Raw genomic sequence first — 26,359 nt, 5'->3', positions numbered from 1 at the left:
CGTCAAGCCAAGCGAACGGCTCGTGCAGCCACCGGCAGGTAGAGCCACCGCTGGCTCACGGGCTTGCCGGTCGCGGCTAGGAGGGCGTGGCCGTAGGACTCGAGCTGAGGACCATGCTCAGCCACCAAGTCCTCGTCTCGGGCAGCCCCACCGGGGTTCGACTTGTGGTCCAGGAGGACCCACCCGTCGTGCGCTTCGACCAGCAAGTCGATGCGGCCACGGATGCGGGTTCCGTTTGGGCCATCAGCCTCCACGGGAACTTCGACATGGACCGGGCAACCGGGCCAGCGAGCGCTAATCCACGCCTGGAATGCAGCGACCTGGGCGCAAACGGCATCCTTGTCCACGCAGTGAGCAACGGCCCAGGTCTTCAAGACGCGTTCGACTTCCGGGGCTGAAACGCCACCAAGCACTCCGGCGCGCGCGATGCACAGGTGGAGCGCCGTGCCCAGCGACGCCATGTCGGGCTTGCCCGCCAGGCTTAGCCGCACACCGACGGTGTCTGTCTCAGCGACCTTGAAGGCCCCGCCCGAGGCGGCGCTTGGACGATGCCATAGGGGTTCGCCTTGCATCCGTGGCCGCGGGGTGAACCAGTGGCACGTCTCGGGCGCTTTGGCCGGCGGCTCGACAGCGCAGTCGTCCTTGCTCCATGACTTTGTCAGGCGGGAGAGCTGCCGGCCGCAAGGTAGCGCCACGGCGCCCGAGTCGCCGAACAACAGCTCGGTTGCGCCTTGAATCTCGCCAACCCAGGCACGCCCAGGTCCTCGCGAACGAACGAAGGACACGGCCACGTTCATGTCGCGCGCGCGGGTCAGGCCGACGTAGAGCAGGCGCCTGTTCTCCGCCAGGGCTTCGGCCTGCATGGCTTTGCCAATGTCGCTACCTTCCGCATTCAGGGCCGCTTGGGGCTGGGACCGCTTGCCCCAGGTCTTCAGCCAGCAGTGGACGAAGCGGTTGGCCAGCGGCTGCTGTGGGTCGAAGGCGCCGACTGTCCTGGCGCGGACGCCCCAGAGTGAGCTGCGCGCCGTCGCATCGAGGCTTGTCAGCACGACGACGGGCCACTCCAAGCCCTTGGCACCGTGGTAGGTCAGGACCGTGACCGAGTTGTCTGCCGAGGTCGCCCGGTTGTCGTCTTCTGCGCTGGCGAGTTCGTCCAGCCAGCGCAGCATGCCGCTGACGGTTGCCGGCCGCTTCGCGGCAACGCACTCGTCCTCGAAAGTCTTGCCGAACTCGACCAGCGCTTCGACGTTGGCCAGGCGGTTGCGGCTCTCGTGGGGAGAGGCCGACCATTGGCCGACCAGGCGCGCGACCTGGGACTCAGCAGCGGCAAGTCGCAGCGCCTCCTGTGGTGTTAAGGCGTTGAGTGTTGGGCGCAGCTCTTCCAATCGGGCCAGCAGCGGATGGGCGTTGTCGCCAGTTGTCTTCCACTCATGGGATTTGGCTCCATCGTTGGCAAGGTGCTGCAGCCGGTCTTGAAGCCATGTTTCGACCGGCATGCCTTCGGCCAGGGTGAGTACCAGCGCCGTCGCGACCGTGTCGGTCGGGTCGTTCAGGCGCCGCAGGCATGCCATCACGTAGATGGCCTCGGCAGTCCCCAGCAGGCCGGAACGTGGGCTGGCTGAAGGGATGCCCCAGCGGGTGAGCGATGTGACGGCAAACCCGACCTGCTCGTTGTAGCGGCACAGCACCCCGACATCGCCAGCCTGAATTGGTCGCAGCTGCTCGGTGTCCTTGTCCTCGACCTTGACGCCTGAAGCCAGCAGTTCGCGGACGGCTTGTCCAAGACCCAGGTAGTCCGAGTCGTTTCTGCTGCTCTCGAAGCTCCAGTTCAGTAGTGCTGGCTGGTCCGGGATGTCCTTTCGCAGCGGTTGCAGCTGAACCTGCGCTGGAGTCAGGTCGGGCTCGAACGCAGACCCGAACACGCCGTTGGTTAGCGCTACGAGTCCCTCGATGGAACGCCTGGAGGTGTCGAGGGCCTTCCCAATGGTTCCGCCCCAATCCTTGATGGCGCCCAGGACGCCAGCGATGAGGCTCGCGTCCGTGCCGCGGAACCCGTAGATGGCCTGCTTGGAGTCGCCGACCCACACTGACCGCTTGGCTAGCTTGGCCAACTCCACGAAGAGCGCCAACTGAAGGGGGCTGGTGTCCTGGAACTCGTCGACCATGATGAGGTCCAGCTCGGCCGCCAGGGCTTCGCGGACGCTGGGCTTTGTCCTCAACGCCCGCAGCAGCAGAACCTCCTGGTCACTGAAGTCGACGGCGCCCAGTGCTTTCTTGGCCTGCTCGTAGGCGTCGAGAACGTCGGCGGCTAGGTTGAACACCAGCTCCAGGTACTGGCGGACCTCGGCATGAAAGGCGGGGTGAGACTCATGGGCCTGAGCGGCGGCCTTGACTGGCTCCACGAGGTCTTTGACCTTGGCGCCAGCGTTCAACCCGGCAGCCCCTATCCAGTCTGGCCAACTCCAACGGTTGCTCTGGAAGCGGCGGTCCAGCTTTTGGATGTCCTCGAGCCCATCAGTGAGGTTCTTTGCGACCTTTGCGCCGGCAGCCAGCTGCTGTTCGACGTAGGCGGCCACCTCCTGGTGCGCCTTGGCCAGAGCAGCCACCAGCGCGTCGGTCGGGTCTGGTCCTGCCGTCGGAGCAGGCCAGTTCGCGAGCATCGCGTCTGCGTTCTGGGTACCCATCGCGCGGAGCGCCGCTGGCGCGATGTCGTTGTTGAGCGCGGCCTTGACGACGTCCTCGACGGTCTTGGACCAGTCTGCTTGCTCGATTCCAAGCCGCTCGGTAAGCCACACCAATTGCGCTTGCGCGGCAGCGTCCATGGACTCGGCCAGGGTGGCTTTGAGCAGTCGCTTGGATTGGCCTTCACCCAGGACGGTCTGGTCGGGCGACAGGCCCAGCTCAAAGCTGAATCGCTTGAGCATCTGGCCGCAAACGCTGTTGACCGTGCCCAGGCGGGCTTGACCGATGGCGGTGGCCAGGTCGATGCTTCCCGTCTCAAGAAGCCAGGAACGGGCGCGTTCGCGCAGCTCGGTGGCGGCCTTCACCGTAAAGGTTGTGGCCAAGATGGCGTGAGGGCGTGCCGCACCAGACTCGAGCGCCTGGGCGAGGGTCTCGGTCAGCTTGTAGGTCTTGCCGCTGCCAGCGCCTGCGCTGATGAACTCGATGTTGTTCATTGTTCCCAGCCTCCGAGCAAGACGAGGTGGTCTCCGTCGAAGCGGCTGTTGGGGCCTTTTACTGGAAGTGTTCCGTCGGGCCCCTTGAAGTCTTCTGGCGGGTCTACCGGAACTACATCGATGACCCCGTCGTCCAGCTGTTGCTTGCGCCAGTTCCAAGTCGCGCGTGCCTGGTCCAGCAGGGTGGCGACGGTTACCCCTTCTGGCGGCCGCCGGACCTGCGCCTTCGGGAAGAGGTCTGCTGCTGTGATGTAGAGCGCACCGCTCTCCAAGATGAAATAGCCGAGCGCGGCGGGTGCGGCCCCGTTCTTTTGCTCGACGAGACTGGAGTAGAGCGCGAGTTGCAGGTGCTCGCCCGAGCGAAGCAGCCCAGCGTAGTAGTTGTCGCTCCGCCACTTCATGTCGAGGGCGACGGTTCGCTTGTCATCGAGCGTGACCAGCAGGTCAATCTTGCCGACCAGCGGTACTGCACCCAGGGTTCCAGAGAACGCGACCTCGGTCTGAACTTGAGTAGCCCCGGCCGACCGCAGATGGTCGAGCAGGCTGCATATGGCGCCTTCGCAGACCTTTCGGAAGTGCTGCTGGCTGACGCCCGCGCCCTGCATCAGCAGGACGGCGCCTTCTGTCTGCAGGAGCGTGTCGGCCTCGGCGCGGAACCAGGCGACAGCATCGGGGTTCGACCAAGTCAGTGCGGCGGCGTGCTCGAAGAGTTTCTCGAACACACGGTGCGCAAGGATGCCGAGCAGGCGGTTGTCCTCCTCCACGGTCAGGACCGAGGTGGGCTCCAGGCCCGCCACTCGCTTGAGCACGAAAAGGGCAGGGTCGTTGAAGAGTTCGTTGAGCGTGGTGAACGACTGCGCGGAGTCACTGAGCTGTACGGGCTGCGGGAGTTGAACGAGTCGAGGTGGCGTCGGCAAAGGCTGCGGCGCCAGCGCTGCGGCGGTGGAGGCGATGAACGTGGAACCTATCGCTGAATCAAGGTCGATGGCGGTGCTCTCGATTGCGGGCAGCAGCTTCTTGAGCAGCAGACGAATCGGATGCACCTCGGCGCCAGGGGGCGGGCAGACGAGGACAAAGCGCTTGCGCGCTGCAAGCAGCGGGCGAAGCCACTGCGCGGCCAGCGATACCAGCTCGCGTGCCGGGTCTCGCAGCTGGACACCAAGCTGGGTCAGAGATTCCACTTCGGATTGCGACCAAGGAAGCGGCGACGGCAGGGCGGGGGTGGACGGCATCCACCAGACCACTTCGTCGGCAGCCTCGATACAGGCGGCCGGGGTGCTGGCAGAGCGCATGCAGCCGACATGCGAAACCGCGGCAGGGTTGGTTGCCCCGGCAGGCGTGGCGTGGGCGACTAGCTGCTCGATTTGCCGAGGCAGCACCGTCGCCAGGCCCTGGCTGGCGAGCTCGGTCAGCGCGTCGTGGACGGCTGCGCACTGGCGATGCGCAGCCAGGAAATTCGCCACATCAGCGGACTCACCCGTGAGGCGCCGCCGCATCGCTTCTTTCAGTCGGTCAACCCGGGCGATGAGTGCGTCGACGGGCACTCCGTTGTTGCGCGTCCAGCGCTCGGATTCCAGCCAGAAGGCAATTTCGTCGGCGACTTCCTGGGCGTCCTCTCCCGTCGCGAGCTTGGCCTTGGCCGAGGTCCAGGCCTCCCCGCCAATCCCGGGCTGTTGAGACACAGCGCGGGCGAGGGTGCTCCTCGCGCGGCGGCTGAACGGGCCGACCGGGTGGGTGAGGAAGTCCAGCAGCCGGTTGATGTCGAGGGGCGTCCAGCACAGCTCGAGGGCAAGAGGCAGTGCCTGAAGGGCAGGACGGAGCTGGCTCGGGTGTTCGAACCCACAGTTGACCCCGCCAGTTGCGGACAGGGATACGTCGAGCCCATCGCCGGCGTCCTCGGCGAGGACCAGCCGGTCGCCCGGCTCGTACGAGTTATGGGCGCTCAGCCAGTGCGCGGCAGTTGTTGCCGCGAGGGCGTGCACCAACAGGACGCTACCGTCGGGCAGCGCGCCCAACTTGCCAGCCGGGTGGCCGGCCAGAACGGCCAGCGCCTGCTCCTGCACCGCGCGGAGATGCCCTGTGCCCTGTGGTTCGGGGAGACGGACCTCAACGGCAGGCAGGAGGTCGAGTACTTGCCGCCAAAGGAGGGGGAAGTCTTCGGGTGGGTCAACGAGGTGAACCGACTTGATGGGGCCGGGCCCCGAATCGCGCAGGGCTTGCACTACCAGCTGCAAACGCTCGGCCTCCCCGGGCGGGAGCTTGCCGGCGGCGGCCGTCTCGATGGCGGAAAGTTCCTTAACTCGCGCTGGGTGCGTTGACTTCGCACTTCCGTCCCAGCCGCCGAGGCGCCACTCGTCTCGCCAGGCCAGGAGGCTTGCGGCGGTACCGATGCTGTCTGCCTGCAGGGACTCGCTGTAGAAGTAGGCGCCGTTGTCGTGAGCTCTAAGGAGGCCGGAGTAGACCGCTACTCGCTTCGTAAACGAGGCCTCAGGTGCCGACAAGCCAAGGTAGGTCTCTAGCAGGGAGAGGAAGCCCACACGGCCGACAAGAGGGCTGTTGAAAAAATCCGTCGGTGACGGGCCCTGGCGGGCGTCCAGGAACAAACCAAAGGTGACGTGCATGCTGTAGTTGACTCCCTGAAGACAATCGCGTGCAGGCGTTCTATTGCGTCTTGTTGAGCGGCATCGAGCTGATAACAAAACTCCTTTAAAATTAAAGTTTTGTGTCGAACGAGAGCGGTCGCGGCAGAGAAAGTGGGCGCGACTTCGGCAAGCGCATCAAACCCTGGTGCCACTACCGCCCTATCAGCTTGAGAAGCGCGCGCCCGTTCTGAGCGAGCACACTAGCAGCCTCTTCGGTCGATAGACGCCACAGAGGCGCCAACCCCTCGGCCGTCTGACTTTCGCTCCAAGGCATCACCGGCTTGCCTTCAATCTTCGCAAAGGGGCCGTCGCTCTCAGGCACGACTCGGTCGCGGGGCATCGCGGCGGCCAGAGCTTTGCCGCTTGCAGAATCGAACATCGCCGGCCCGATGCTGAACCAACAACCGAGAGCCGCAGCCGCCCTTAGCTCAGCAGGGGTCCCCGAGAACCAGTGCAACACCGCTGTCCCGAAGTTCGGGTTCCGCCCCAACTCTGCCAGCACATCCCTGACAGCGCGGCGGGAGTGAATACTGAGCGCGCGACCGCCCACCTCGGCGCAGCGCGCGATGACCGCGCTGAAGATGCGGCGCTGAACCTCGTAGTGAGCCCGAAACCGAGGGGACCCGTCCAGGCCCACTTCACCAACTGCCTTCGCCCCGGCAATCTGCTCCAACAGCAAGTCCAGCTCTGCTGCGCGCTCATGTGCAATCTCCGGATGCAGCCCCGGTGTCATGAGCACTGTCGGCGAAGGCTCTAGCGCACGCGACGTGGCTGCGAACGCTTTTGGGCTTGTGGTCACCAACCAAGTGAACTCATTGCGCTTGGCCGCTTCGCGGTAGACCTCCCGTGCCCCAGGGTAGAGGTCCAAGTGGCAGTGGAAGTCCATCACAGCAGCCCATCTGCCTGTAGCAGCGCCTCAAGCTCGTTGAACCCCGATTGAAGCACCTGCCGATACCCGGCTCGCTCGGCGGGCGACGCAAAGGCAAGGGTGGCGCCCAAGAAGCGGTCCAGCCCCTTTTCCCGGACCGAGAGCACGGCCAGCGCCGCGGCCATAGGGTCGTCCGGGCCGCTGGACTTGTCGGAGCCAACCACGGATGGGTACTCGTACCTTGTCGTGTCGCGCCCGGGTCCCCATGCCAAGAACGCTGCCCTGCGAATCAGGCAAGGCACGCAACGGCCGCAGTGGGTGCGGTTGTAGGTCCGGAACCGACCACAGCTCGTTGAGTCGGAGGCAACCGACGCGAGCAGGGTCTGGTCCGCGCACTCGCGAAGCATCTCGCCCTTCGTCTTGAATCGATAGGGCAACTCAAGCCGTACTGCGATGCCCAGGCCTTCGAGGAGCTCTTGCAACTCAGCAATGAACAACGGGTGTGTCGTCCGTGTGCTGAGGCTGGCTACCCGGCCGGGAACCAGTGGAGGGTTGATGCAGATGAATCCGTTCTCGGGGATGAAGACCTGCACTGGGGCGCTAGCAATCCTTGAGGCGGCCATAACCGCAAACCCATAGAACGCCAACGACCGGCCCCGCGTCGAGGGCTCACGGCTGCCCGAGAAGCTGATGCCGTGGCTCCACTGCATGTGGGTAGCGCCGCCCCCGAGCAGAGCCGCGTATCGCCGCTGGCGGTCTGAGTCCTCGTGCGCCAGCTGCGACACGAAGACCGGCCGACGCCCCTCTGTCACCAGATTAATGCCGCCGATGAGGCTGTCCAGGCCGCCCGATAGCAGGCATACGCAGTCCTGCGCCAGAGGTTGAGGCTTGCCATTGGGCGGGGTGACTCCCCCGTCAATGAAATTCAGTGTCCAGTAGTCACCGGTCAGAACCTTTAGCAGTCGCTCGGCATGCGCCTTCCAAGGTGCCCAACGCAACGGCTCATTCAGCGCGACCGTGAGCTCAATCGTTCGCGTCCAACCGTCCGCGCTCGTGTTCCGCGGGCAGCAGAGGTCGGCCGCGCAAACCGCCAGGCAGAACTGCACGAAGTCCCAGGCCTGCACGGTCGGTGCGAACCCCTTTCGCTTTAAGGACCCGCGCCAACCTTGGGCAACGGTGCCGATGCCAGCGCGCTTGGCGCTCTTAAAAAGCGTGAAGGCCCGTTCTCCCTCTGCGAGCGTGGCTGGCAAATGGTCAACGGACGTACATAGCACCTTCATCATGATGCAAAAACCTCCATCGCCAACTGCAGCACGTCTCGAGCGAGACGCTTGGGGTCGAGCCCCGTTGTGCCGAGTCGTTCCATCACGACCCGAACTTCCGATTGAACGTACTCCTTCACGTCCTTCCGATACACCTGAATCTGTTGCGCGTCGTACTTCAGCTTCTCGTATGCCTGACCGAGCTGCAGGTCCATGCGATTGCAAACATCATTGGCAATCGTAATGGCCATGACGTCGTGAATCTGCGCATCGCTGAGATTGAAGATGTCGATATTAGGGTTGAGCTCATATAGCAGGCCCAGCGCTTCAGCAGCGGCATTGCGCAACGACTCGTCGTCCACGCTGCCGATTTCGGGCATGACCTCCTTGACCAGTTCCAGGATGAGGTCGTCGGCAGCGAGGTTCGCCTGGCGAGTTCGGTCAACCCAGTCGGCAACGCGAGGGTCGGAACGGTCACGGGCAGACGCCAAGAACTTGCCGAGGGCGCCTGCGCCTTGGGCAGTGCCTCGCATGGTCGAGGCGGCGCGGCGAGAACCGCCCATACCCTTTGTGACCATGCTTCTGGTCGCAGAGCGGAGCGACTCGCTCCCGCCACCACCTAGGAAGGTCGACATCTTGGTGCGGGCATCAGCAAACCGGCGGCTGGGCGCGAATGCCCCGTCGACGGCCACGGTCTCACCCTGCGAGGTGTCGGCGTAGCCGGCATCGGTCGCCTGGCCGGATTCGTCGTCCCCATCTTGGCCAGGCCATGTAGGACCTTCGCCACCTGCTGCTCCCCCGCCTGAAGTGTCAGGTGGCAGCCACTCTGGGTCGAATGGCGAGCCCGCTTTGCCGCCCGAGCTTGAAGTAGACGTGCCCACTATCGGGCTCCCTTCTTTGCCTGCGCGATGGCAGCCTTCGTGGGCCGCTCAGCCGACGAGTCCGCTTCCCACTTGTCAACGATGGGCCGCGCCCATGCCTGTGCATATAGCAGAGGGATGATTCCAGGGCCAACCTTGGCGGCCGGCGCTTCGGCGAGAAGCGCTGAAGCTTGGGCGGCCAGCTCCGGGTACACCTTGCAGGGCTCTATAAGCGGGACGACGTCCTCCCCCATGCGCCAGGTGCGCTTGGCCGCCTTGAGCTGCCATGCCTTGGCCATCGCCATGCCAGTCTGGATTGCACCAGCAGCGCGGATGGCTTCGGTCAGCGGCGCGTTCGACGCCGTCGCACTGACCAGCGCATCGCGCAAGGCGCGCCCTTCAGCGGTCATGTTGTCCGCACCAAAGTCCCGAGTCGCCGTGTCCCTGCTCAAGTGCAGGAGAGGGCGAAGGTCCGCTTCGCCTAGCGGTGGGTGCAACTGCAGCCATTCGCGGGTGAAGCGGTCGTCCTTGAATGGCTCAGGAAGCACAGCGCCGCTCGCCGCAGCCGCTTCTGCCTCATGCAAGACCGGAACTCGCCCATCGGCGGCGGAGGTTACCCTTGCCGCCAACGCGTTGGCCAGCGTTTCGTCACACCGCTCCACGAGGTGCCACTTTGCAAGGGACGGGATGTCTAGGTCGATGCCCTGAGGGGCAGCCAAGGCGGACCGAAGGTAGACCGTGTTCAGGAACCGCTTCATGAGCCGAGGGTTCGCGTTGACAGCGCTTGACTGGGTGAGCAGCGGCGCCAAGCCTTCGGCCAACTGCATTAACGTGAGCATTCGGGTGTTGCTCACGCCGACGAGGCTCTGCAGGAACTCCGAGGTGACCGCATCGCCCTTCCAACTCGTCTGCAAGCGCTTCGGAATGGCGCCCCTTGCGGTCTCGAAGCCGGTCTTGTCGAAGTCGCCGTCTGCATGGGCCCGCTCCATGAGAAGCAAGGCTAGGTACGCCTTGGCCTCGTTGATACCCAGTCGCGGAACGTGCAACGGTACCTGGATGAGCTTGTCGAAGTAGTTCGTCGCAACTTCAGCCGAAATGCCCGTGCCCTCGAAGTGCACGCGCACCGCTCCACGAATGAATTCGTTATCGGCCGCGACAACGAAGGCGCTCCGCTTCAGAAAGAGGAGGAGGCGAATCGACTCGAGCGTGGAAATGGCAGTCTTGGGGAGGCAGCGGTCCAGGTCGTCTACGAACACGACCAGCGTAACCTTGAGCTCCTCGAGCAGCTCTTCGAGCGCGTTGCGGAACGCTTGAATCTCGCTGGGCAGCGAGACGGGCTCGGCCGGCTTGAGCAGACCGTCAGCAGCCCTCTTATCGTCCTTGCCCTTCTCGTCCTCGCCGTCGCCGGGCTCACCGTCGCCTTCGCCGAGGCCGAAGAACCCTCCAACCTTCATGACGGCGGCGCCGATGCTGCCTACGGGGACGCCCGTATACAGCGTCGCTGCCGCTTCTCCACCCAGCTGGGCCAGCCGAAGGAGGTTGATTCTCTTAAGAAGCCTCTTGGCCTTCTTCAGCACAGCCTCATTCTTCGCGGCGAGCCGCAAGACCTCATCGCCGATGAGCTGCAGCAGCGCGCTGCGGGCGCCCTCGAAGTCCTGATAGAGCCACGGGTTGAAGGTTACGACGACGTAGGTGTTCTTCCCTGGGGCATCGGCCTGTTTGAGTCGGTCTTCAATCATCCGAACCAGTGAGGTCTTGCCGACCCCCCAGCCGCCGGACACGCCTACAGAGAGAGGAACCCCCTGGGCCTGCTGCAGGAGCTTGGCGCACGCGTCTGCAACGACTCCGAAGTTCAGGTAGTCAATAGTCGTTTCGTTGTCGGCCCACATCGCCAGCTAGCCTCCCTCTATGTTGTGCTTGACCCGACTGTAGGGCACTCACATCAGTCCAACAGAGGTCCGCTCCCGGCCTGCGGTGGTGAGCAACACAAGCGGAGCGCTCAAACGAAATCACGGCGCTATCCTCTTAAGTCGGCGCTGAGCCCACTGGGCACCATCACCTCTTCGATAAGTAAGCCATGGCGAAAGTCGACACGGAACTGAAGTCTTCGCTCCAAGGCCTCCGATTCGACGAGTCCGAGCATCCGCCCAAATACGCAACCCGAACTGCGGCCGTCGCGAAGCGACTCGGCGTAAGCAAGCTCGGTTAGCGCTGACGACGGCGAAGATATAGAAGAATCAGCATCCTGCAGTTCATCATCAATTTTGTGGATGGAATGCCCGAGGTCGTCGTTTGAACACTATCGACCAACCAGCGGAAGCGACTTTACAGTCAGTGAATCGAGAAAGAGATGAATCAGGTAGGCGGGAATTGCCACCTGGCCAAGCGCCTTCAGGAAGTCGCCGCCTGCGGATTCGGGCTGCCACTTGCCGAGCTCCTTGAATGCAAGGCAGAGGAGGCCGGCGAACGCGACGCTGTGGAAGAACTGGCGGTGGTTTGGCGATGTTGCCGGCTCCAGGATGTCCGGCAACTTGGTCAGGAAGGCGGCAGCTGTGCCTGCCAGTAGTGGCTGGGCCGTTTGGAGGCCAGCCTGGCGCTCTTGCTCGGCAATGAACACGCCGGTGGCGAAGCCGGCAACAAGCTGGTGGGCCGGCCCGTTCACTTTTTGTGCTCCTTGCGCACGCCTTTGAACGGCTCACCGTCCTTCTTCTGGTCCATGAACTGGCCGTTGCCGGCGTCGCGCTTGGTCCAGGTCTGGGTGGTCGGGTTGAAGGCTTGGGAGCGGTCGCGGACGGCACCGCGGCGGGCGTTGTCACCGATGGGGGCGTTCTTGGCCATGTTCAGTTTCCTTTCGCTTCAGGCGTCGATGGTGTGAGTCCAGCCGGGGAGGCCGTTTCGGGAGAGGTAGTCCACCAGCGGAGGACTGCCGAAGAACTGCATGCGTCCGCCGGAGGAGAACGCCAGGGCGGACTGCTCGACCCGCAGATTCGAGGCACGTGCCTGGGCGGTCAGCTGGGCAAGCAGGCGGGCGTTGTCGCTTTGCGAGCCGGACGACGAGCGGGCGTCGAAGACCGCAAAGTTGACCCAGCCGCCGCTCGCGGCGCGCTCGCGCAGGTGGGCAAGATTGATTCGCATCGTGCACTCCTTACTTGGACCTATCCCAAGCATGGAAGGCATTCTTGCGAGGGCACTAGCTCAAAGAGTGACCTACTGAATTGCGGCCGGGCGGTTTTTTGTTGCTGCGGTGCACAAGGCGGTGTGCAGCCGCTCCCGAAGCTCGGGCGGGCTGAGAACTTCGACCTCGGGGCTGTGGCGCAGCAGGTCCATGACCAACTCTTGGTCGTTGGAGTAGGGCACTTCCAAGATGTAGCTGCCGTCGTCGAGTCGCTCGCTGGACTGGTCGTGGTGCCAGGTCTCCTTGTCGACCCACTGCGCACGTTCTGGCGTGAACTTCAGGCGTGCACGATGCTTAGCGGCGCCGGCGAAGATGCCGTAGCCGCTGCGGAAGTGCTCGTGCATCTCCTGCTGACTGACTTCGAGCGCTGGCTCCACCAGAACCCGTACAGACTGGATTGATTCCAGCGCGAAGGAGCGCAACGCATTCTTCTCATGGCACCAGGCATCGAGAATCCAGTTCTCGCGGTAGTGGACGAGCTGCTGGGGAGAAATTTCCCGGTCCGACGACTCTTTGCGGTCGCGGTTCCAGTACTGCAGGCGAAGGCGCTTTCCTGACAAAAGCGCTCCAGCAATCGTCTGAAAGTGCTTGGGCTCGACTTTTCGCGGCGCGAAGTGAATCAGTCGGAGCTTGCGCTCGATGGGTCTTGCGGACTTGGTACCTTCCGCGAGCATGCTGCGAAGACGCGTCTTCAGGGGGCCAACGTGCTCTTCGAGGAGGCCGGGCTGGACGCCCTCAACCAAGTGGAGCATGGTGAGTAGTGCGAACACTTCTGATGAGTCGAACCAAACGCCAGGCAGCTCGAACCGGCCGCCCTCGGCAAGGTCGTCCCGGATGACCCAGCCGCGCTTCTTGCGGTCCCATTCCAGGGGGCATCCCAAGCGGTCACGGAGGAAATCCAGGTCGCGCTTTACCGATGCCTGAGAGACCTCCAGTTCATTCATCAGGAAGGCCATCGGCGCAGCCCGACGCTTTCGGATGATGCGCACGATTTTGGTGATGCGCTCGATGCTGACCTTGGACATTTGTGGCTCCTTGAACACAAAGAATGATGTGTCCACGGAACCGGGTCAACTCCAGGTAGTTCATTACGCGCAGGCCGGAGCCTGCAAGGACCCTGCTGGAGGGATGGCGGGGCCGTGGCCGGGAGTTGAACAGCCGGTTGCTATACGAATCGAGGACAAGAAAATGGCCGAGCTGTAACTCGGCCATCAAGGTCGCACTTGGCTACGCGCCGTGCGGGTTTGGGATTGTTGTCACGGGTGTCAGTACTTCCCTGCTGTCACTTGGGCAGTTTGCTCTTTCACAGTCGCCTCTGGACACCGGGGTGTCGCTCGTGAGGCTGGTGGTAGCAACCGGAATCACGAGGAGGCGAGTGAGATTGAGCAGACTGCGAGAAACGTTGGAGATGGTGCTTGCCATCGATGCCTTTCCGTCACTAGACGATTCTTTGGAGACCAGCCGTAGCGCTGGTCTCTTTTTTCGTCGGCGCATACGCCGTTCGCTACGAACCTACAGAGCGAACGATTTCGATTGGCGTTGCCGGGACGGAGGCCCTCGGTTTCATTCAGGTTATCGGTTGATAGACGTGTTGACTTTAGAGACGTCGTAGCGCGGGAGCTTGAGCTCGAAGCGGGCTCTTTTCGTGCGACGCGAACTCGCAGAAGTCACGCCGCGCCGTTCGCCCGTGCGTGTCGAGTGCAGAGAGGGTTGGCATTGCCAAGGGCGTGTCGACTATTTCACGCCGGGATGCGTGGGTCTCGCTCCCGCGACAAGGGCAGAGGAAATGCATGCCAAGTCCAGCCGCTACTTGCTATCCTGTTGCGAGCACACAGGGGCTTCGATGAACAGACTGATTGCAATGAGCGGTATGGCGGTTTTGGCACTTGGAGCACTGCCAGTCGTCGGCTTCGCGTCCAACGTTAGCCCGCCTCAGGTGTCGGCAACCACCGGAGAGCCGGTGTCTTTGAGGCCAAAGTCGGGGTACGAGGCCCGGTGCTTCAGGGAAACCACGACCCGCGAACGCGGCAACTGGTCCAAACCGACGAAGACCCGCAGTGAGCACCGTGCGCGCCTTGAGGTTCGAAACGGAGTCGAGTACCTCAGCGTTGCCACCAACGTCGACAGGGACGAACTGAAGATTCTGCTGGAGATGACTCCCGAGGGGCAGCCGAGAAAGGTGCCGCCCTTGATTGAAACCACCATTCCTGGCTTTGAGAAGGAGTACGGTCCCGCGCTTTCGCAAGTCGTCAACCAAATGATGGCGGGCCTGACGGGAAAGCCTATGGGGCAGCCGCTAGAAATCGGAAAGGACTACGGTCCTACGATGGACGTCTGCGCGATGCTCGGCACCCAATCCAGCGGAGCTTCCAAGGGGACAACAGTTGTCGAGGGGACGCTGACCTACTCCGGGCGCGCTGCTTTTCTCCTCACCCAGACTTACGAGCAGACCTGTGCAGGGGAAGGCGTCCGCTTTTCCGTCGAAGGCTCAGCGTGGGCTGTGCACGACCGGGCGTCCGGTCTGGCCATGAGCAATGCAGGCCAGTTCAGCCTGTTCTCGCAAGGCACGCGATTCAGTCAAGTTGATGAGTCAATGGAGTGCGGCGTTGCCGAGAGGAAGTGACGGAGGATTGCACAGCATGATGCCGTTCAATACCGTTCGCCGACGTCTGTGCCTTTGCGCCATAACGGTGCTTCTTCTTGGCGCCGCCCCGGCTTTTGCGGCACCCCCTGCCAAGGGGCCTGTCACTCTGGCAGGGGTGAAGGCTACCGTGTGGGGCGACTATGCGATTCGGCCGATGCTCTTCCCCGCAGAGGAGTGGCGCTTCTACTTGGTCGTGGTGCCGAAGGAAGTGCGCCAGGGCACTCTTATCAAGATGGCGCAGGACTTCTACGCGAAGCACCCGAACACACGGGCCCGATTCTTCAGCGACACCACGCACTTGAAGCAGTACGTCGACCGCGACCGCTACATGAACGACAAGACGGGCAAGGTGAAGGAGGTCGACTTCCCCAAGTCCGAATGGGTGCAGGACCACCTGTTGGGCAACATCAACAACCGGTCCAAGGAGAATGGCCGGCGGTGGATGCTCGAGGACCGGTACGGGAACCGCATCGCGCCTCTGCCTTGAGGGACCCCTTTGCAAGGGGCTCTGCATCCGAGATGCTGTTGCGCCTCGAGGGATAGTCGAAAAATAGAACAACCACAACATGCCTGAGTTCCCCAACGAGCAAGCCGGCAGGTCTGAACAGGACGCAAACAGCATCACCTTCGCAGCGGTTCCCGGCCAGCACGGTAGCGTTCCACCGGCGCACGAGGAAAGCGCGCTAGCTGATGCCACACTTGCAGCCGCTTCAGCGAGGTTTTCTCCAGCCTGCCAAGCAGGGCCAGGCATGTTCAACTCCTCTTTGCTTGGGCTCCTTCAAGGCTGGGTTGATGGCTCTTACCCGTCGCTTGGCCACCAAGAGGAGGTTTCTTGGTTTCTCAGCAAGCGCGCGCACGCGCTCATCTCCGAGTGGTTGATGAATAAGAAGCTTGCGGCTCTTGAACTCGTTTCCCCCGCGGGCACTGGCTGCGTTGTGATTTCTCGCAGCCGCGTGGAGCACGTTCGAGATAGCCGAACAAGCAAGGACAGCGTCGCCGATGCCGGCGTTGTGGAATTGCTGGGTCAGCTGTTCGTGTATGGCCACCCCAAGTACGCGCCCAATCCCGGCTACCCGAACCAGTTGCTGATGTTTGATGCAACCTACAAAGCGGGGGACCCTGCGGCTAAGGGTGAATCACCAGTGGCGGCTCTGCGATTCGAGGGGGCACCGATGGCCCACTTTCGACTTGAGACGGCGTACTGGATGAAGCCAGCAAAAGCACAATTGCTCGTGAACCGAGCGCTGGCCAAGAAAAAGTGAAAGGACCTCGTACCCGAGGAGGAGCGGCTGAGTGCCCAGCTTCCGACACCTTGGTCGGTTACCTTGTCCAGGTTTCCCTGCAAGGGCGCACATTTTCCTCATCAGTATTGAACCCTGTGCACGAGTTCAATCACCGGGACGCCTTTCCGGGTTTCTCCGATACGAGGCAAACCAAGTATAGCACTGGGCCTTCGCGAGCGCTGAGAGGCTGTCAAGCGTGTAAACGGGCACTCTGACGGTCGAAACTGGCTTCCACTACCAACCTCGCAAGCTAGCCCTGGCAACGGCTGCAAGCTAACGCCGCCGACGGACTCTCAGGCCGCCCAGACGCTGGGCCCCTTGGCCTCAGACTAGGAAGCAGTCCTTCAGCTCTGCCCGGTCTTCCCCTGAGAGTCCCAGCAGCTGCGCCTTGTTTTGCCAGGTGCCAATGACCTGGCTCAGCCGGGCCAGGTCCTCTTGCGCCTGCTTCGGCGTGACGCGATAGAGCGCCGCCGTGGCCATGACTGTGTCCAGGTCGGGCTCGGTGCTGGCATCGTCCAGCGCCAGCACGTGACCGTCTTTCTTGGTCGACGGGTTCATGTCGTAGGCGGGCGCCAGGCGCCAACCGGTGGCCTCGCGCATGAAGCCGTGGTTGCGCAGGTGGTCATCCCGGTTCGAGACGGCCACGTTGAACAACACCCGCCGAAACAGCTCGCGCAGGTCCGCTTCGATGCGGCCCTCCACGCCTTGCTTGGACGCGATGAACTCCGCCAGGTCCAGGTACGACGTTTCTTCGCTGTCGCTGCGGCCCAGCACCGCCATCGCGGAGGTGAAGAACCGTCGCCGGCCACCGTGGCGGTCGAAGCGTCGGGTGACGAAGGTGTGGAAGCCGTGCCCGATGCGCTCCAGCCGTGCCGGTGCAACGCTGAGCCCGTACTCTGCGGCCAGCTGGTGCACCAACATCTCGCGCAGAGCCCAATCGTGTTCATCGTCGGCACCGGGAAACTTGGCAATCCACAGCTGCCCGAGGCCGTCTTGCAGATTCGCCTTGGGTCGTGCGCCGCCTAGGGACGCGCCGGGCGCCACCAACACTTTCAGCCACTGCTGCAGCAAGTCGAGGTCGTCGACCTTTTTGCGCGTGAGCTCGAGCGCCACCGCTTGTAGCTCGCCCATGTGAGTCAGCGCTGGCGCTGCGAGCGCCTGACTGGCCAGGGCCTGGCCTTCGAGCAATTCCGGAGCAGGGCCTTGCTTGAGCTGCTTGTCGCTTTGCAGTGCGGAGAAACGCAGGGCGCCCATGCGGGTCACGTCCTGCACGCCCAGGAAGAAGTCCCACGGGCGCATCTCGCGGCGGGTGCGCGCTTGCTGCTTGGCCTCAACCAGTTCTCGACGCTTCATCAGCGTCTGGCCCCAGCGGTCGGGGCAGCTGTCCATGAAGATGCCGAAGTTCGAGTCCTTCGGATAGAAGTTGCCACTGGCCAGCGACAGCTCCGGGTCGAGCGCGAAAGCGGCCCCGTTCTTCAGCCACAGGGGCGAATACTCGAAGCGGACCGATTCCAGGCCCGAGCGGTGCAGCCGGCCCAGGTGAGTTAGCGGGCCGAACGTCGGGTCATCGAGCCAGACTTCGAGGCCCTCAGGGGTTGCGGGGGCAGCCTCGGGCGCAGGCCTCGCGCGAGCGCCGGACTTCTTGACGGCGGGGCTCATTGCGCTTCGTCTTCGGAAGGGGAGTCCGACGGGCTGTCGAGTTTCTTGCGCTTGGGCGCGCGCCGAGGCACGTTCAGCTCAGCGTCTTGCAGCCGACGACCCACTGGGTCGTGCGCCGCTACCTGGTCCAGGTCATGTTCCAGCCCGAGCACAGCCAGCACGCGCAAGTAGGTGCCCAGCGTCACGGCGGGGTCGCCTTGCTCGACTTTGTTGAGTGTGGGCCGAGACACCGAGGCGCGCTCGGCCACCTGCGTGACCGTGAACCGCCTACGCAGGCGAGCTTCGCGCAGGCGCTGCCCCAGCGCGACCGTCATTCGCGACTGCGAGGGGTAAAGGGTTGGCGCTTTGGCGGGCATAACAGTAATCATTATAGCAATAGTCGTCCGCATTGTCAATAATGATTTCGGTTATGGGGGCAAACAGTGTCAGTGTCCTGTGCAATTTAAGAGCAACCATTGTTCGCAATATGTTGCAAGAGTGTCAAATACGCTTGCTCTTGAAAGGAGAAGCCCACTAGGCGCGCGACCACGCTCTGCGGCCCCACGCGTCGGGTCAGTTCTGCGCATCTGTGACAGAGGGGGTCAGCCCGGATGGTCGCCGGCCTGCTGCAGCGCGTAGGCTGCGAAGCGGGCTCGTCTCAAAAAAATCCTTTTTGAAACCAAGAACGTGCGCGCTTGAAACGACGTTGCACTTTTTGGCTTGCAGACTGATATCTGGTTGCGTTGCAGGCCCGTAGGCGACGTCGAGGGTGCGGCTACGTTATTGATTTACCTACTGAGACGTTGGCGAGGGGAGCTGGTCCCGACACTGAAGCAGGGGCCTCAGCGCGCGGTAGCCTCTCGAACCCACGCAAGGCCTTCATCCAGGTCGAGGTTCAGACTCGCGTACGCCTTTCGAAGCAGACCATCCGGCAGCGCCCAGTCCCATTTCTCCCGCTGAAGGTTGCTGACGTCTTGGAGCAGCATGTCCAGCGACGGGGGTTCGTCGACAGCCGCGTCGCTCAGCGCATCCAAGACATCCTGCGCGGAGCGGCCATCTAGGCGTACTTCAACTCCTGGGCCAGCCGGGCTGGCCACAAACCCCCGTCGAATCAGCAGTGCGGCAATCGCTTCATTGGCTGAGTCCCCCAGCCAGGTCAGAAGCATGAGTTCTCGCCCCTGATTCAGCACGAACTCCGTGGAAAGCGCTCGGTCAGCGTACTGCTGGCGACCCTCAGAGAGAAAGCGCTGAGCCACCTCATCGAGGAAAGGCAGCGACTCGTTGGACTCCAACAGCCGGCGCATCTCCTGCCTTACGCGCGTGTGAACCCGGCCAGCCCCGCCGTTGAACAGCGGGGGAACGCCGCCGCCAGCACGGACCACAAAAATCGTCTTCTGGGGCTCATCAACGCTCTCCACGAGCCAGGTCTTTCCGGCAAATAGGATGCGCTGCCCGGTGGTGAGCATCTGAGAGACCGGCAGCGTGCCCAACATGCGCCCCGCGCTGACGATGCGGAACTCCTCGTCCGCAGCGAACGCGGCATAGAAGGAGTAGTGGTTCACGAACTTCTCGCCCAGCCTGCCATGCAGAAGCAGTCCAGACGAGTCCTGGGTCAGCAGCTCCTTGGCACCTAGCTGCCGCACCAGCTGCGCGAATTCCTCCTTGGAGAGCCCCTGAAAGGGTGTGCCGGGTGCGCACAGGAGCGCGTAAAGCTGACCGATGGTCGCGCCTCCTCGCTGGGCAACCACCGAAAGGACCTGTTGCACCAGCGTTGACAAGTGGGCACCGTGAGCGCGCGGCGGCTCGAACCACTTCTGCAGGAGAAGCGACACCATGGCCGCCATCTGGACGGTGCCCAGGCGAAGCAGACTGTCAAGAGATGACCTGGGGTCCAAGGCGTCCTCGATGCAGTAGCCGCGCAAGATGGCGGGCTCACCCTTTCGGCGCCCAGAGCGCCCAAGCCGTTGGCGCAAGCTGGCCACCTGCGGAGGCGGTCCAATTTGCACGACGCTTTTGACTGCGCCGATGTCGATGCCGAGCTCCAGCGTGTTGGTGCAAATGGCCGACGCCGGCTGCTCCTTCTGCTTTAGCGCCGCTTCGGTCTCGGTGCGAATCTCCTTGGACAGGCTGCCGTGGTGCGGCCAGAACTCGTTGGGCACCTGCTCCTTCAGGCACATCTCGTTGAGCAGGTGCGTGTAGCGCTCTACCTCGCGCCGAGAGTTCGGGAACACGAGATTGTTTGAGCCGCGCAGCACCTTGAACAGGTGGGCTGCGATGAGGCCAGGTGTTGTGGGCTCAGAGTCTTCGCTCTCTACCTCGTCATCACCTTCTCTCAGGACCACCGCGGGCTCCTCATAGCCCTTCACCAGGACCTTGAGCTCGGCAACTGAAGCCTTGGACTCAACTATCTGAACCCGCTCCCCCGCACTGGGCCGCAGAAAGTCGGCCGCGAGGCGCATGTCCCCAAGTGTGGCTGACAGCCCGACGCGTGGCACCGTGCGCTCTATGGCTACCTGGACTCTGTGCATGAGCGACTGCAGCTGCTTGCCTCTCTCGCTGCCGATGAACGCGTGCAGCTCATCGACGACAAAGAATGCCGCCTCGCCGAAGACGGCGCTCAAAGCGGTACCGCGGTTGCAGAGTAGCGCTTCCAGCGACTCTGGCGTGATGAGCAGGACGCCCTGGCGCTTGGTCAAGAACCGCGTCTTGCTGGAAGACGAGATGTCTCCGTGCCACGGCCAAACCGGAACCTCGAGCTGCTCACAGAGGCGGTCCAATCGCCCGAACTGGTCGTTGATGAGCGCCTTCAAGGGGCTGATGTAGACGATGAGCCCAGGCTTCTCCCGCTGCAACAGGTGGGTCAGTGCCGGTAGGAAGGCGGCCTCGGTCTTTCCTGCGGCGGTGGCCGCAGCCACGATGACGTCCTTGTCGCCGGGCACGATGAGGGGAATGGCAGCCTCTTGCGCGTCTCGCAGGGACTCCCAGCCCTCGGCCCAGATGAAGCGCTGGATGCGCTCATCGAGGAGGTGGAATGCAGATGACTGGGTCTCAGCCATCTACATCACATCTTGAACGAGGCGAACTCATCGTCTCCTTCGGCCTCGACGACCTGGTCCCCGGTGGCGCCGTTGTCAGGAAGCACCTCCAGCCCCCCGAGCAGCTCCTGCCAGGTAGTCCCGGCGTTTTGCTCCAGCACAGCCAACAGGTTGATGAAGGCCGTAATGGTCGTCCTGGGTGTACGGAAGTAGGTGTCACCGATGCGTTTGGAGCAGTGCTCCATGAAACTGTAGATGCCTTGGTCGGGCAGCAGGTACTTGACCGGGTCGCCACTGGCGTTCACATGGCGAATCTTCTGCAGGAGCACGTAGAAGTCCTCTGGGGTCAGGCTGGACAAGCGAACGACTGGCCCGCTGAAGTCGACCAGTCCCCCGGAGGCGAAGGTGTTCTGTGCCAGGCGGCTTTGCAGAGCGGGGTAGCTGTAGAGCCCCCTTCGCGTGTCCAGCAGGAACTCGGGCGTGCCACCCAGCACGAAGCCAAGGCCCACAGCGGTGCCCTGGAGGGAGTCGTTGAGGATGCGCAGAATCTGCTCGTAGTTCGCGTTGCGTGCCTGGGTGTTGGCCAGCTTGTAGAGGTTCACCAACTCATCCAGGCTCACCAGCAGCCCGGAGAACCCGGCCAGCCGGACAAAGCGCGCCATCAGCTTCAGCTGGTCGTAGACAGCGGCATCGTCAACGATGGTCCGCACACCGAGCGCCTGCTTCGCGTCGGTCTTGGTCGAGAACTCACCACGCAGCCAGCGGACCGCATCCGACTTGAGCTGCTCATTGCCTTCTTCGAAGCCACGGCAGTACGCGGCGATGACGTCGGCAAAGTCGTAGCCGTTCACCAATTCGGTCAGGTGGTCGAGCTTCTGACGCAAGACGGCCTCGGTGGTCTGACCAGATGCCTTGGCTTCGGTCTTCGCCGTTGCGATGAACTTCTCGACGATGCCGCTCAGGGCGCCGCCCTCCGGCTTGGTGCGGGTCGAGAGGTTACGCATCAGCTCGGCGTAGAGCGAGCGCGCCTGGCCGCCACTGGCGTGCAGGCGCCGGTCCGGGTTCAGGTCCGCGCTGGCCACGACCAGCTTCTTCTCCATGCCCACCGCGCGCACCAGGTTCAGGAAGAAGGTCTTGCCGGCGCCGTACTCGCCCACGACCACCCGAAAGGCCGAGCCACCGTCCGCAATGCGCTCGATGTCGGTGAGCAGGGTCTCGATTTCCCGTGTTCGACCGACCTGCACCAGGTGCTGGCCCGTGCGAGGCACCACCCCGGCGCGCAGCGACTGAATGACCGCGTCGCGGTCCCTGGGGCGAATCGTTGTCGTCATGCTTTCACCTTGTCCAGAATCTCAGTGTTCACCGTCACAGGGTCTTCGCCCTCGAACAGCGCCATGTCATGCGCCTCAAACGCCGCCTCGTTGATGTGCTCCAGAGCGCCGTCCAGCATGAGGTCAAGGTCGGCGGCCACGTCCAGCAGCTCGGCACGGCTCCACTCGGGGCGCGAGAGCATCATCCGGGCAAGTGAGGTGTGGGCTTCGTCCAGGCCCAGCAGACCCGCAGAGGCTTCGCTTGGCTCGGCCTCGGTTTCCGCCTCGACGGGCTCGGCCACTGCCACAGCAGGTTCGTCGGTGTCGGTGAAGATGTTCGCGAGGAGCGCAGAGACCTTCTCGGTGTCCTTCTGGAGCGCGGCGATACGGGCCGGGTCGAGCTTGAAGCTGGACTCCTCGACCTTGGCGACGGCCGCCGCGGTCGGCTTCGTGCCCGCAGCGACAGCGTGGACGTCGGAGAACACCTTCTTTGAGTCGACGCCCAGGGCCTTGTAGACCTTCTCGAGCATCTTTACTTCTCCAGGAGACACCTCACCGTCTGACTGGGCAACCGTTGCCATGAACGCGGCAATGGTCTCCTTGACGTTGAGTTCGAGCGGTTCGAACTTTTTCTTCAAGGCCGTCAGGGACGCCGGCGCCTGCATCAGCAAGCGCAGGTGCGCCAGCAGACGACGCTTCTGGCCTGGAGTGAGGTGCGTCCAGGAGAGCACGGTCTCACGAAGGTGACCCATCTCCTTGATGCCGAACTCCCCGTCGGAGGTCGCAACCGCCGAGGCGAGCTGCAGCGTCAGCGCCGCCGCCAGGTACGGCCCGTTAGTGCGTGACAGCTGCTCGGACGGCGGCAGCGCGAAGAGAACCACCTTCTCCTCGGGCTTGGGCGTCTTCGCCCCGGCCAGGACGTCCGGCTCGAAGCCCACGTTGGCAGACTCCAACGTGCGAGCCAGCGAGAGCGTCTTGTCCTTGGTGAACGCCGTCGTGGCACCCAGGGCGTTCAGCAGGTCCTGGAACGGCATTGCGACCATGCCTTCACCTATCCGGGCTTTGAGCTGCTGCAATGCCTTCTGCGCCTGTTCTGGCCACAACGTGGGCGGTAGCTGCAGCAGCCCTTCGAGCGAGTTCTTTCCGGTGACACTCTTGCCAACGAAGCGGCTGTAGGACTCGAGCTCCTTCGAAGTGGCATCGACCAGGTCCTGCAGCTTCTTCACCGGTCCCGTGAGTACCGACACGTCGGGCACCTCCCCGAAGGTGAGCCTTAGGTCGTTGTAACCACGGAAGCCCGCTGATGCCGGGCGATATACCAGCTTGAGCTTGGTGCGATTACGTGGCAATACCATGCCCGCGCCGAACTGCTGCTCGTACTTCTGCACGAACAGGGCATCGAACTGTTCGGGACACCGAATGGCTGGGGTGCGCAGCACGACACTTGGCTCAAGACGCGCCCAGGCAAGCGCAAGTCCTGCTGGAACCGGCACACCGTCCACGGCTGCAATACCTAGTGCATGACGGACGTACAGCGGTAGCTCGAGGGAGCGGGGAAAGCTCGGAACCGCCTTCTCGTACAAGCGCTCAGGGTGCTCGACGGTAGAGACCCAGTTGAGCAGTTCAACTGCGTAGCGCCGGAACGAACCTGACTTTTGCCCGTAGATGTCAAGTAGGCGTCGCAGTTCTTCCGCGATGACCGGCCATTCGGCCCGAGCCGCAGCATCTGAAGAGGCATCAAGAATGGCGCGTCGCTCCAGCCCGTAGAAGAACAGGAACACATAGCCGATGTCGGCGGAGGGGTCCTGTCGGCCGCCCGCGAGCCACTTCAGGTAAGCGCCGCGCGCGCTGCTCGAGATGGCGCCGTAGCTGGGCCAGTAGCCCATTTGCCGCTCGGTATAGTCACCGCTCTTGGACACACTCAGTGAGGGGTCGATGAGGCACGGGTCGTTGTCGCCAGAAGGCGTCTTCAGGCGTGTGCCCACGTAAATCAGGCCGCCCGGTATGGAGAAGCCTGCAACATTCACCGGCTGGCCAGCACCAAGCCACGTCGCGTTGCCGAACCCCTTCGGGGCTGCAGGAAGGCGGTACTCGCTGGTGGCAGTGCTTGGCGATGCAGCAGCTGTGCTGGTGACCGATACCGGCTCGTCCATGTCAGAAGACTTCAGCGCGCGGGCACGGGGTCGTGGCGTGGCTTTCGATTGAGGCATTGGCTGCGTCTCGGGTGGCTCGCTACTGGGCTTTGCCTTGAAGTAGCGGTAGGCAAAGAAGGCAAGGACCACCCCACCGACAAAGAGCCACACCTCGACGGGTACCGACGCCACCAGTGCTACCAGGCCAACCAAGACCACCCCGAGGACGCTTACCGAGTCCCCCTTGCGCTTGCGTGCCATCCGCAACACCCCCGGGCCTGCTGGCCAAATTGGAAGAACCTAGCCAAGCCGGCGAACCGTTCGGCCTCCCTTACAAAACCATACAGCACTTCGGTCGAATCTCTAGCACTTGCCTCCTGACCTCGCGCAAGGTGACGAGGTCAGTGCGCAGTTCATCACCAAGCGAGTTGGCCAAGCCGCCATCGACAGAGTCAATCCTGACAGTAGCCAAGGGCCCAAACGGGCACAAGCGGTGGTGCCTTTTCAAGTTTTGTCATCGGTTTTGATAATTTTCATTTCCGATGACAAAACATGAGAAGACGAGCCCCGAGCTGCTGTCTGCAGGCTCCCACGGCGGTAGCAGCCCCACGCAAGCACGCCCTCCGACATCGCGATTTCTAGCCCCGTGGCGCGCGTAAGCCTTTGAAATTCTTGGATTCACCTATCGAAATGCGTTTTTTGCTTTTTGTAGGTGAATTGCTCGCAGCCACCGGCTATGTCCGCGAGGTCATCGTGAGTTGCGACTCGCCGTGCTCCGGGTGTGGCCAGCCTTCGAGCGCTTCGTCCCGGGACCCCGCCGATACTCAGACACCACCAGTGCTGCATAGATGCACTAGTTAATAAAACTAAATATCTCACATGAGGAGGGGTATTTGGCGATGCTTGCTCGCTAATACTGGATGTCCATGCAGTTCTTTCATCGAATGAACATTCGGAGAGCGAAATGCAGGACGAGCAGTACTTGGCGAGGCTTCGGACCCACTGGAAAACGCCTCGTCGCTTCTAAAGCGACGTTTGTGGTCCCCTCGATTTCCTGAGCCAGTCAGAAGTAGAGGTTGGGGAACAGTTTGACACGGTACTAGACCGGAGGGATTCGGCCGAGAGCTTCATGGGGTCGGTGGTGGTTGTAGCGGTGCAGCCAGTCGGCCGTCATGTCGCGCACTTCCTGCAAGCTGTTGAACACGTAGCAGTCGAGCACCTCGGTGCGGTAGGTCTTGTTGAATCGTTCGACATAGGCGTTTTGCGTGGGCTTTCCGGGTTGGATGTGCTGCAAGGCGATGCCCTTGTTCTGAGCCCACTGGGCCAGGGCGTGCGCGATGAACTCGGGGCCGTTGTCCAGGCGAATCGACAGCGGCGCACCGTGCACCTCCACCAGTTCATTCAAGGCCCGGATGACGCGCGCAGCCGGCAGGCTGGTGTCGACCTCGATGCGCAGGCCTTCACGGTTGAACTCGTCGATGACGTTGAAGGTCCTGAAGCGCCGCCCCGACCACAGCGCGTCTGCCATGAAGTCGCAGCTCCAGCCCTGGTTGGGCTGGCCGGCGGCGTGCAGGGGCTGTTTGATGCGCGCAGGCAGCCGCTTCTTGCCGCGCCGGGGCAGGTTCAGCCGCAGTTCGCAGTACACGCGCCAGAGCACCGTCTTGCCCCAGGGCTTGCCCTGATGGCGGGCGCTGTCGTACAGCAGCCCGAAGCCGTGGCGCGGGTTCAATGTCATGTAGGCCTGGATGAAGGTGATGACCCCGGAGTCGTCGCGTGCGACGGGCCGGTAACGCAGCGTGGAGCGGGCAATGCCGCTGGCCTGGCAGGCCCGTCGCTCGCTCATGCCATGCTCGGCCACGAGGGCCTGCACGACCATCTCGCGACGCTCCGGGGTCAGAGCTTTCGGTCAACGACATCCTTGAGTGCGTGGTGCATGAGCGCCAGGTCTGCGTACATGCGTTTGAGCTTGGCGTTCTCGTCCTGCAGCTGGCGCAGCTGCGACAGGTGCGAAACCGTCATGCCCGAGAACTGGCTCTTCCACTTGTAGTACGTCGGCTCGCTCACGCCGTGCTTCCTGCACGTCTCGCCGACCTTCGCACCCATCTCGACCTCCTTGAGGATGCCGACTATCTGCGCTTCACTGAATCTGGACTTCGTCATGTAGAGACTCCGCTTGGGGGGATTCTCTACCTCCGGGTGGTTCAGGTTTTCGAGGGGACCACATGGTCATTTCCGAACTAGCGTTATCGCTGCCTCAGTAACTCTAAACAGTGCGCATGGACAGCACTTAGAGAAGCACAGTCCTTCATCCAGCAGAAATGAGGCAGCGGACCC

At 62.9% G+C, this 26,359-nt stretch carries 19 protein-coding genes; 3 read left to right on the top strand and 16 right to left on the bottom strand.

Annotation, left to right across the window (positions count from 1 at the left end; genetic code table 11):
* Positions 1-2: 2 nt before the first annotated feature.
* The 10 genes from G9Q37_RS13830 to G9Q37_RS13785 all read right to left on the bottom strand — a co-directional run bounded on the left by G9Q37_RS13830 (position 3) and on the right by G9Q37_RS13785 (position 13,008).
* On the bottom strand, positions 3-3,176 hold the full coding sequence (locus G9Q37_RS13830) for a UvrD-helicase domain-containing protein (protein WP_166227946.1): 3,174 nt from the start codon (positions 3,174-3,176) through the stop codon (positions 3-5).
* Complete coding sequence (locus G9Q37_RS13825; RefSeq protein WP_166227944.1) at positions 3,173-5,797, bottom strand: PD-(D/E)XK nuclease family protein; 2,625 nt, start codon at positions 5,795-5,797, stop codon at positions 3,173-3,175. The genes G9Q37_RS13830 and G9Q37_RS13825 overlap by 4 nt, the downstream gene beginning before the upstream one ends.
* Positions 5,798-5,969: 172 nt before the next feature.
* Positions 5,970-6,704 (bottom strand): Qat anti-phage system TatD family nuclease QatD, encoded by a 735-nt coding sequence (qatD, locus tag G9Q37_RS13820; RefSeq protein WP_166227942.1) that lies wholly within the window; start codon positions 6,702-6,704, stop codon positions 5,970-5,972.
* Entirely contained in the window at positions 6,704-7,969 is a 1,266-nt protein-coding gene (qatC, locus tag G9Q37_RS13815; protein WP_166227940.1) for a Qat anti-phage system QueC-like protein QatC, read from the bottom strand. The genes qatD and qatC overlap by 1 nt, the downstream gene beginning before the upstream one ends.
* The gene (gene qatB, locus G9Q37_RS13810; RefSeq protein ID WP_205710650.1) at positions 7,966-8,640 is read right to left on the bottom strand and encodes a Qat anti-phage system associated protein QatB; all 675 of its coding nucleotides are present in this window, start codon (positions 8,638-8,640) and stop codon (positions 7,966-7,968) included. Before qatB ends, qatC begins: the two co-directional genes overlap by 4 nt.
* Before the next feature lie 188 nt (positions 8,641-8,828).
* On the bottom strand, positions 8,829-10,697 hold the full coding sequence (locus G9Q37_RS13805) for a KAP family P-loop NTPase fold protein (protein ID WP_166227936.1): 1,869 nt from the start codon (positions 10,695-10,697) through the stop codon (positions 8,829-8,831).
* A gap of 410 nt (positions 10,698-11,107) precedes the next feature.
* Positions 11,108-11,470: a metal-dependent hydrolase gene (locus G9Q37_RS13800; RefSeq protein WP_166227934.1), complete on the bottom strand. Its 363-nt coding sequence runs from the start codon at positions 11,468-11,470 to the stop codon at positions 11,108-11,110.
* Entirely contained in the window at positions 11,467-11,646 is a 180-nt protein-coding gene (locus tag G9Q37_RS13795; protein ID WP_035620241.1) for a hypothetical protein, read from the bottom strand. The genes G9Q37_RS13800 and G9Q37_RS13795 overlap by 4 nt, the downstream gene beginning before the upstream one ends.
* Positions 11,647-11,664: 18 nt before the next feature.
* Positions 11,665-11,943 carry a hypothetical protein gene (locus G9Q37_RS13790; RefSeq protein WP_166227932.1) on the bottom strand — a complete coding sequence of 93 codons (279 nt, stop codon included), beginning with the start codon at positions 11,941-11,943 and terminating at the stop codon, positions 11,665-11,667.
* A 72-nt stretch (positions 11,944-12,015) separates the two neighbouring features.
* Positions 12,016-13,008, bottom strand: coding sequence for a helix-turn-helix transcriptional regulator (locus G9Q37_RS13785; RefSeq protein ID WP_166227930.1), 993 nt, complete (start codon positions 13,006-13,008; stop codon positions 12,016-12,018).
* A gap of 818 nt (positions 13,009-13,826) precedes the next feature.
* On the opposite strand from G9Q37_RS13785, the gene G9Q37_RS13780 reads away from it, so the two are divergent.
* From G9Q37_RS13780 to G9Q37_RS13770, 3 genes are all read left to right on the top strand, one after another.
* The gene (locus G9Q37_RS13780; RefSeq protein ID WP_166227928.1) at positions 13,827-14,606 is read left to right on the top strand and encodes a hypothetical protein; all 780 of its coding nucleotides are present in this window, start codon (positions 13,827-13,829) and stop codon (positions 14,604-14,606) included.
* A gap of 16 nt (positions 14,607-14,622) precedes the next feature.
* Positions 14,623-15,114: a hypothetical protein gene (locus G9Q37_RS13775; RefSeq protein ID WP_166227926.1), complete on the top strand. Its 492-nt coding sequence runs from the start codon at positions 14,623-14,625 to the stop codon at positions 15,112-15,114.
* A gap of 79 nt (positions 15,115-15,193) precedes the next feature.
* Positions 15,194-15,889, top strand: a complete 696-nt coding sequence (locus G9Q37_RS13770; protein WP_166227924.1) for a hypothetical protein — start codon at positions 15,194-15,196, stop codon at positions 15,887-15,889.
* Between the two features lie 345 nt (positions 15,890-16,234).
* Here the strand turns inward: G9Q37_RS13770 and G9Q37_RS13765 are convergent, their stop codons facing one another.
* The 6 genes from G9Q37_RS13765 to G9Q37_RS13740 form a co-directional block, all read right to left on the bottom strand.
* A complete protein-coding gene (locus G9Q37_RS13765) occupies positions 16,235-17,569 on the bottom strand; it encodes a type II toxin-antitoxin system HipA family toxin (RefSeq protein WP_166227922.1) in 1,335 nt (444 codons plus the stop codon).
* Positions 17,566-17,883 (bottom strand): helix-turn-helix domain-containing protein, encoded by a 318-nt coding sequence (locus G9Q37_RS13760; RefSeq protein WP_240936391.1) that lies wholly within the window; start codon positions 17,881-17,883, stop codon positions 17,566-17,568. Before G9Q37_RS13760 ends, G9Q37_RS13765 begins: the two co-directional genes overlap by 4 nt.
* 507 nt (positions 17,884-18,390) lie before the next feature.
* Positions 18,391-20,604, bottom strand: coding sequence for a DEAD/DEAH box helicase (locus tag G9Q37_RS13755; RefSeq protein WP_166227919.1), 2,214 nt, complete (start codon positions 20,602-20,604; stop codon positions 18,391-18,393).
* Between the two features lie 5 nt (positions 20,605-20,609).
* A complete protein-coding gene (locus tag G9Q37_RS13750; protein ID WP_166227917.1) occupies positions 20,610-21,914 on the bottom strand; it encodes an ATP-binding protein in 1,305 nt (434 codons plus the stop codon).
* Positions 21,911-24,286 (bottom strand): tellurite resistance TerB family protein, encoded by a 2,376-nt coding sequence (locus tag G9Q37_RS13745; protein ID WP_166227915.1) that lies wholly within the window; start codon positions 24,284-24,286, stop codon positions 21,911-21,913. Before G9Q37_RS13745 ends, G9Q37_RS13750 begins: the two co-directional genes overlap by 4 nt.
* A gap of 838 nt (positions 24,287-25,124) precedes the next feature.
* A protein-coding gene (locus tag G9Q37_RS13740; protein ID WP_420810288.1) for an IS3 family transposase occupies positions 25,125-26,185 on the bottom strand; the annotation gives its coding sequence in 2 pieces (ribosomal slippage) (positions 25,125-25,921 and positions 25,921-26,185; 1,062 coding nt in all).
* Positions 26,186-26,359 lie beyond the last annotated feature (174 nt).

Origin of the sequence: Hydrogenophaga crocea (genome assembly GCF_011388215.1) — a bacterium.
GTDB lineage: Bacteria > Pseudomonadota > Gammaproteobacteria > Burkholderiales > Burkholderiaceae_C > Hydrogenophaga > Hydrogenophaga crocea.
This window is presented reverse-complemented; position numbering and strand designations above follow the sequence as displayed.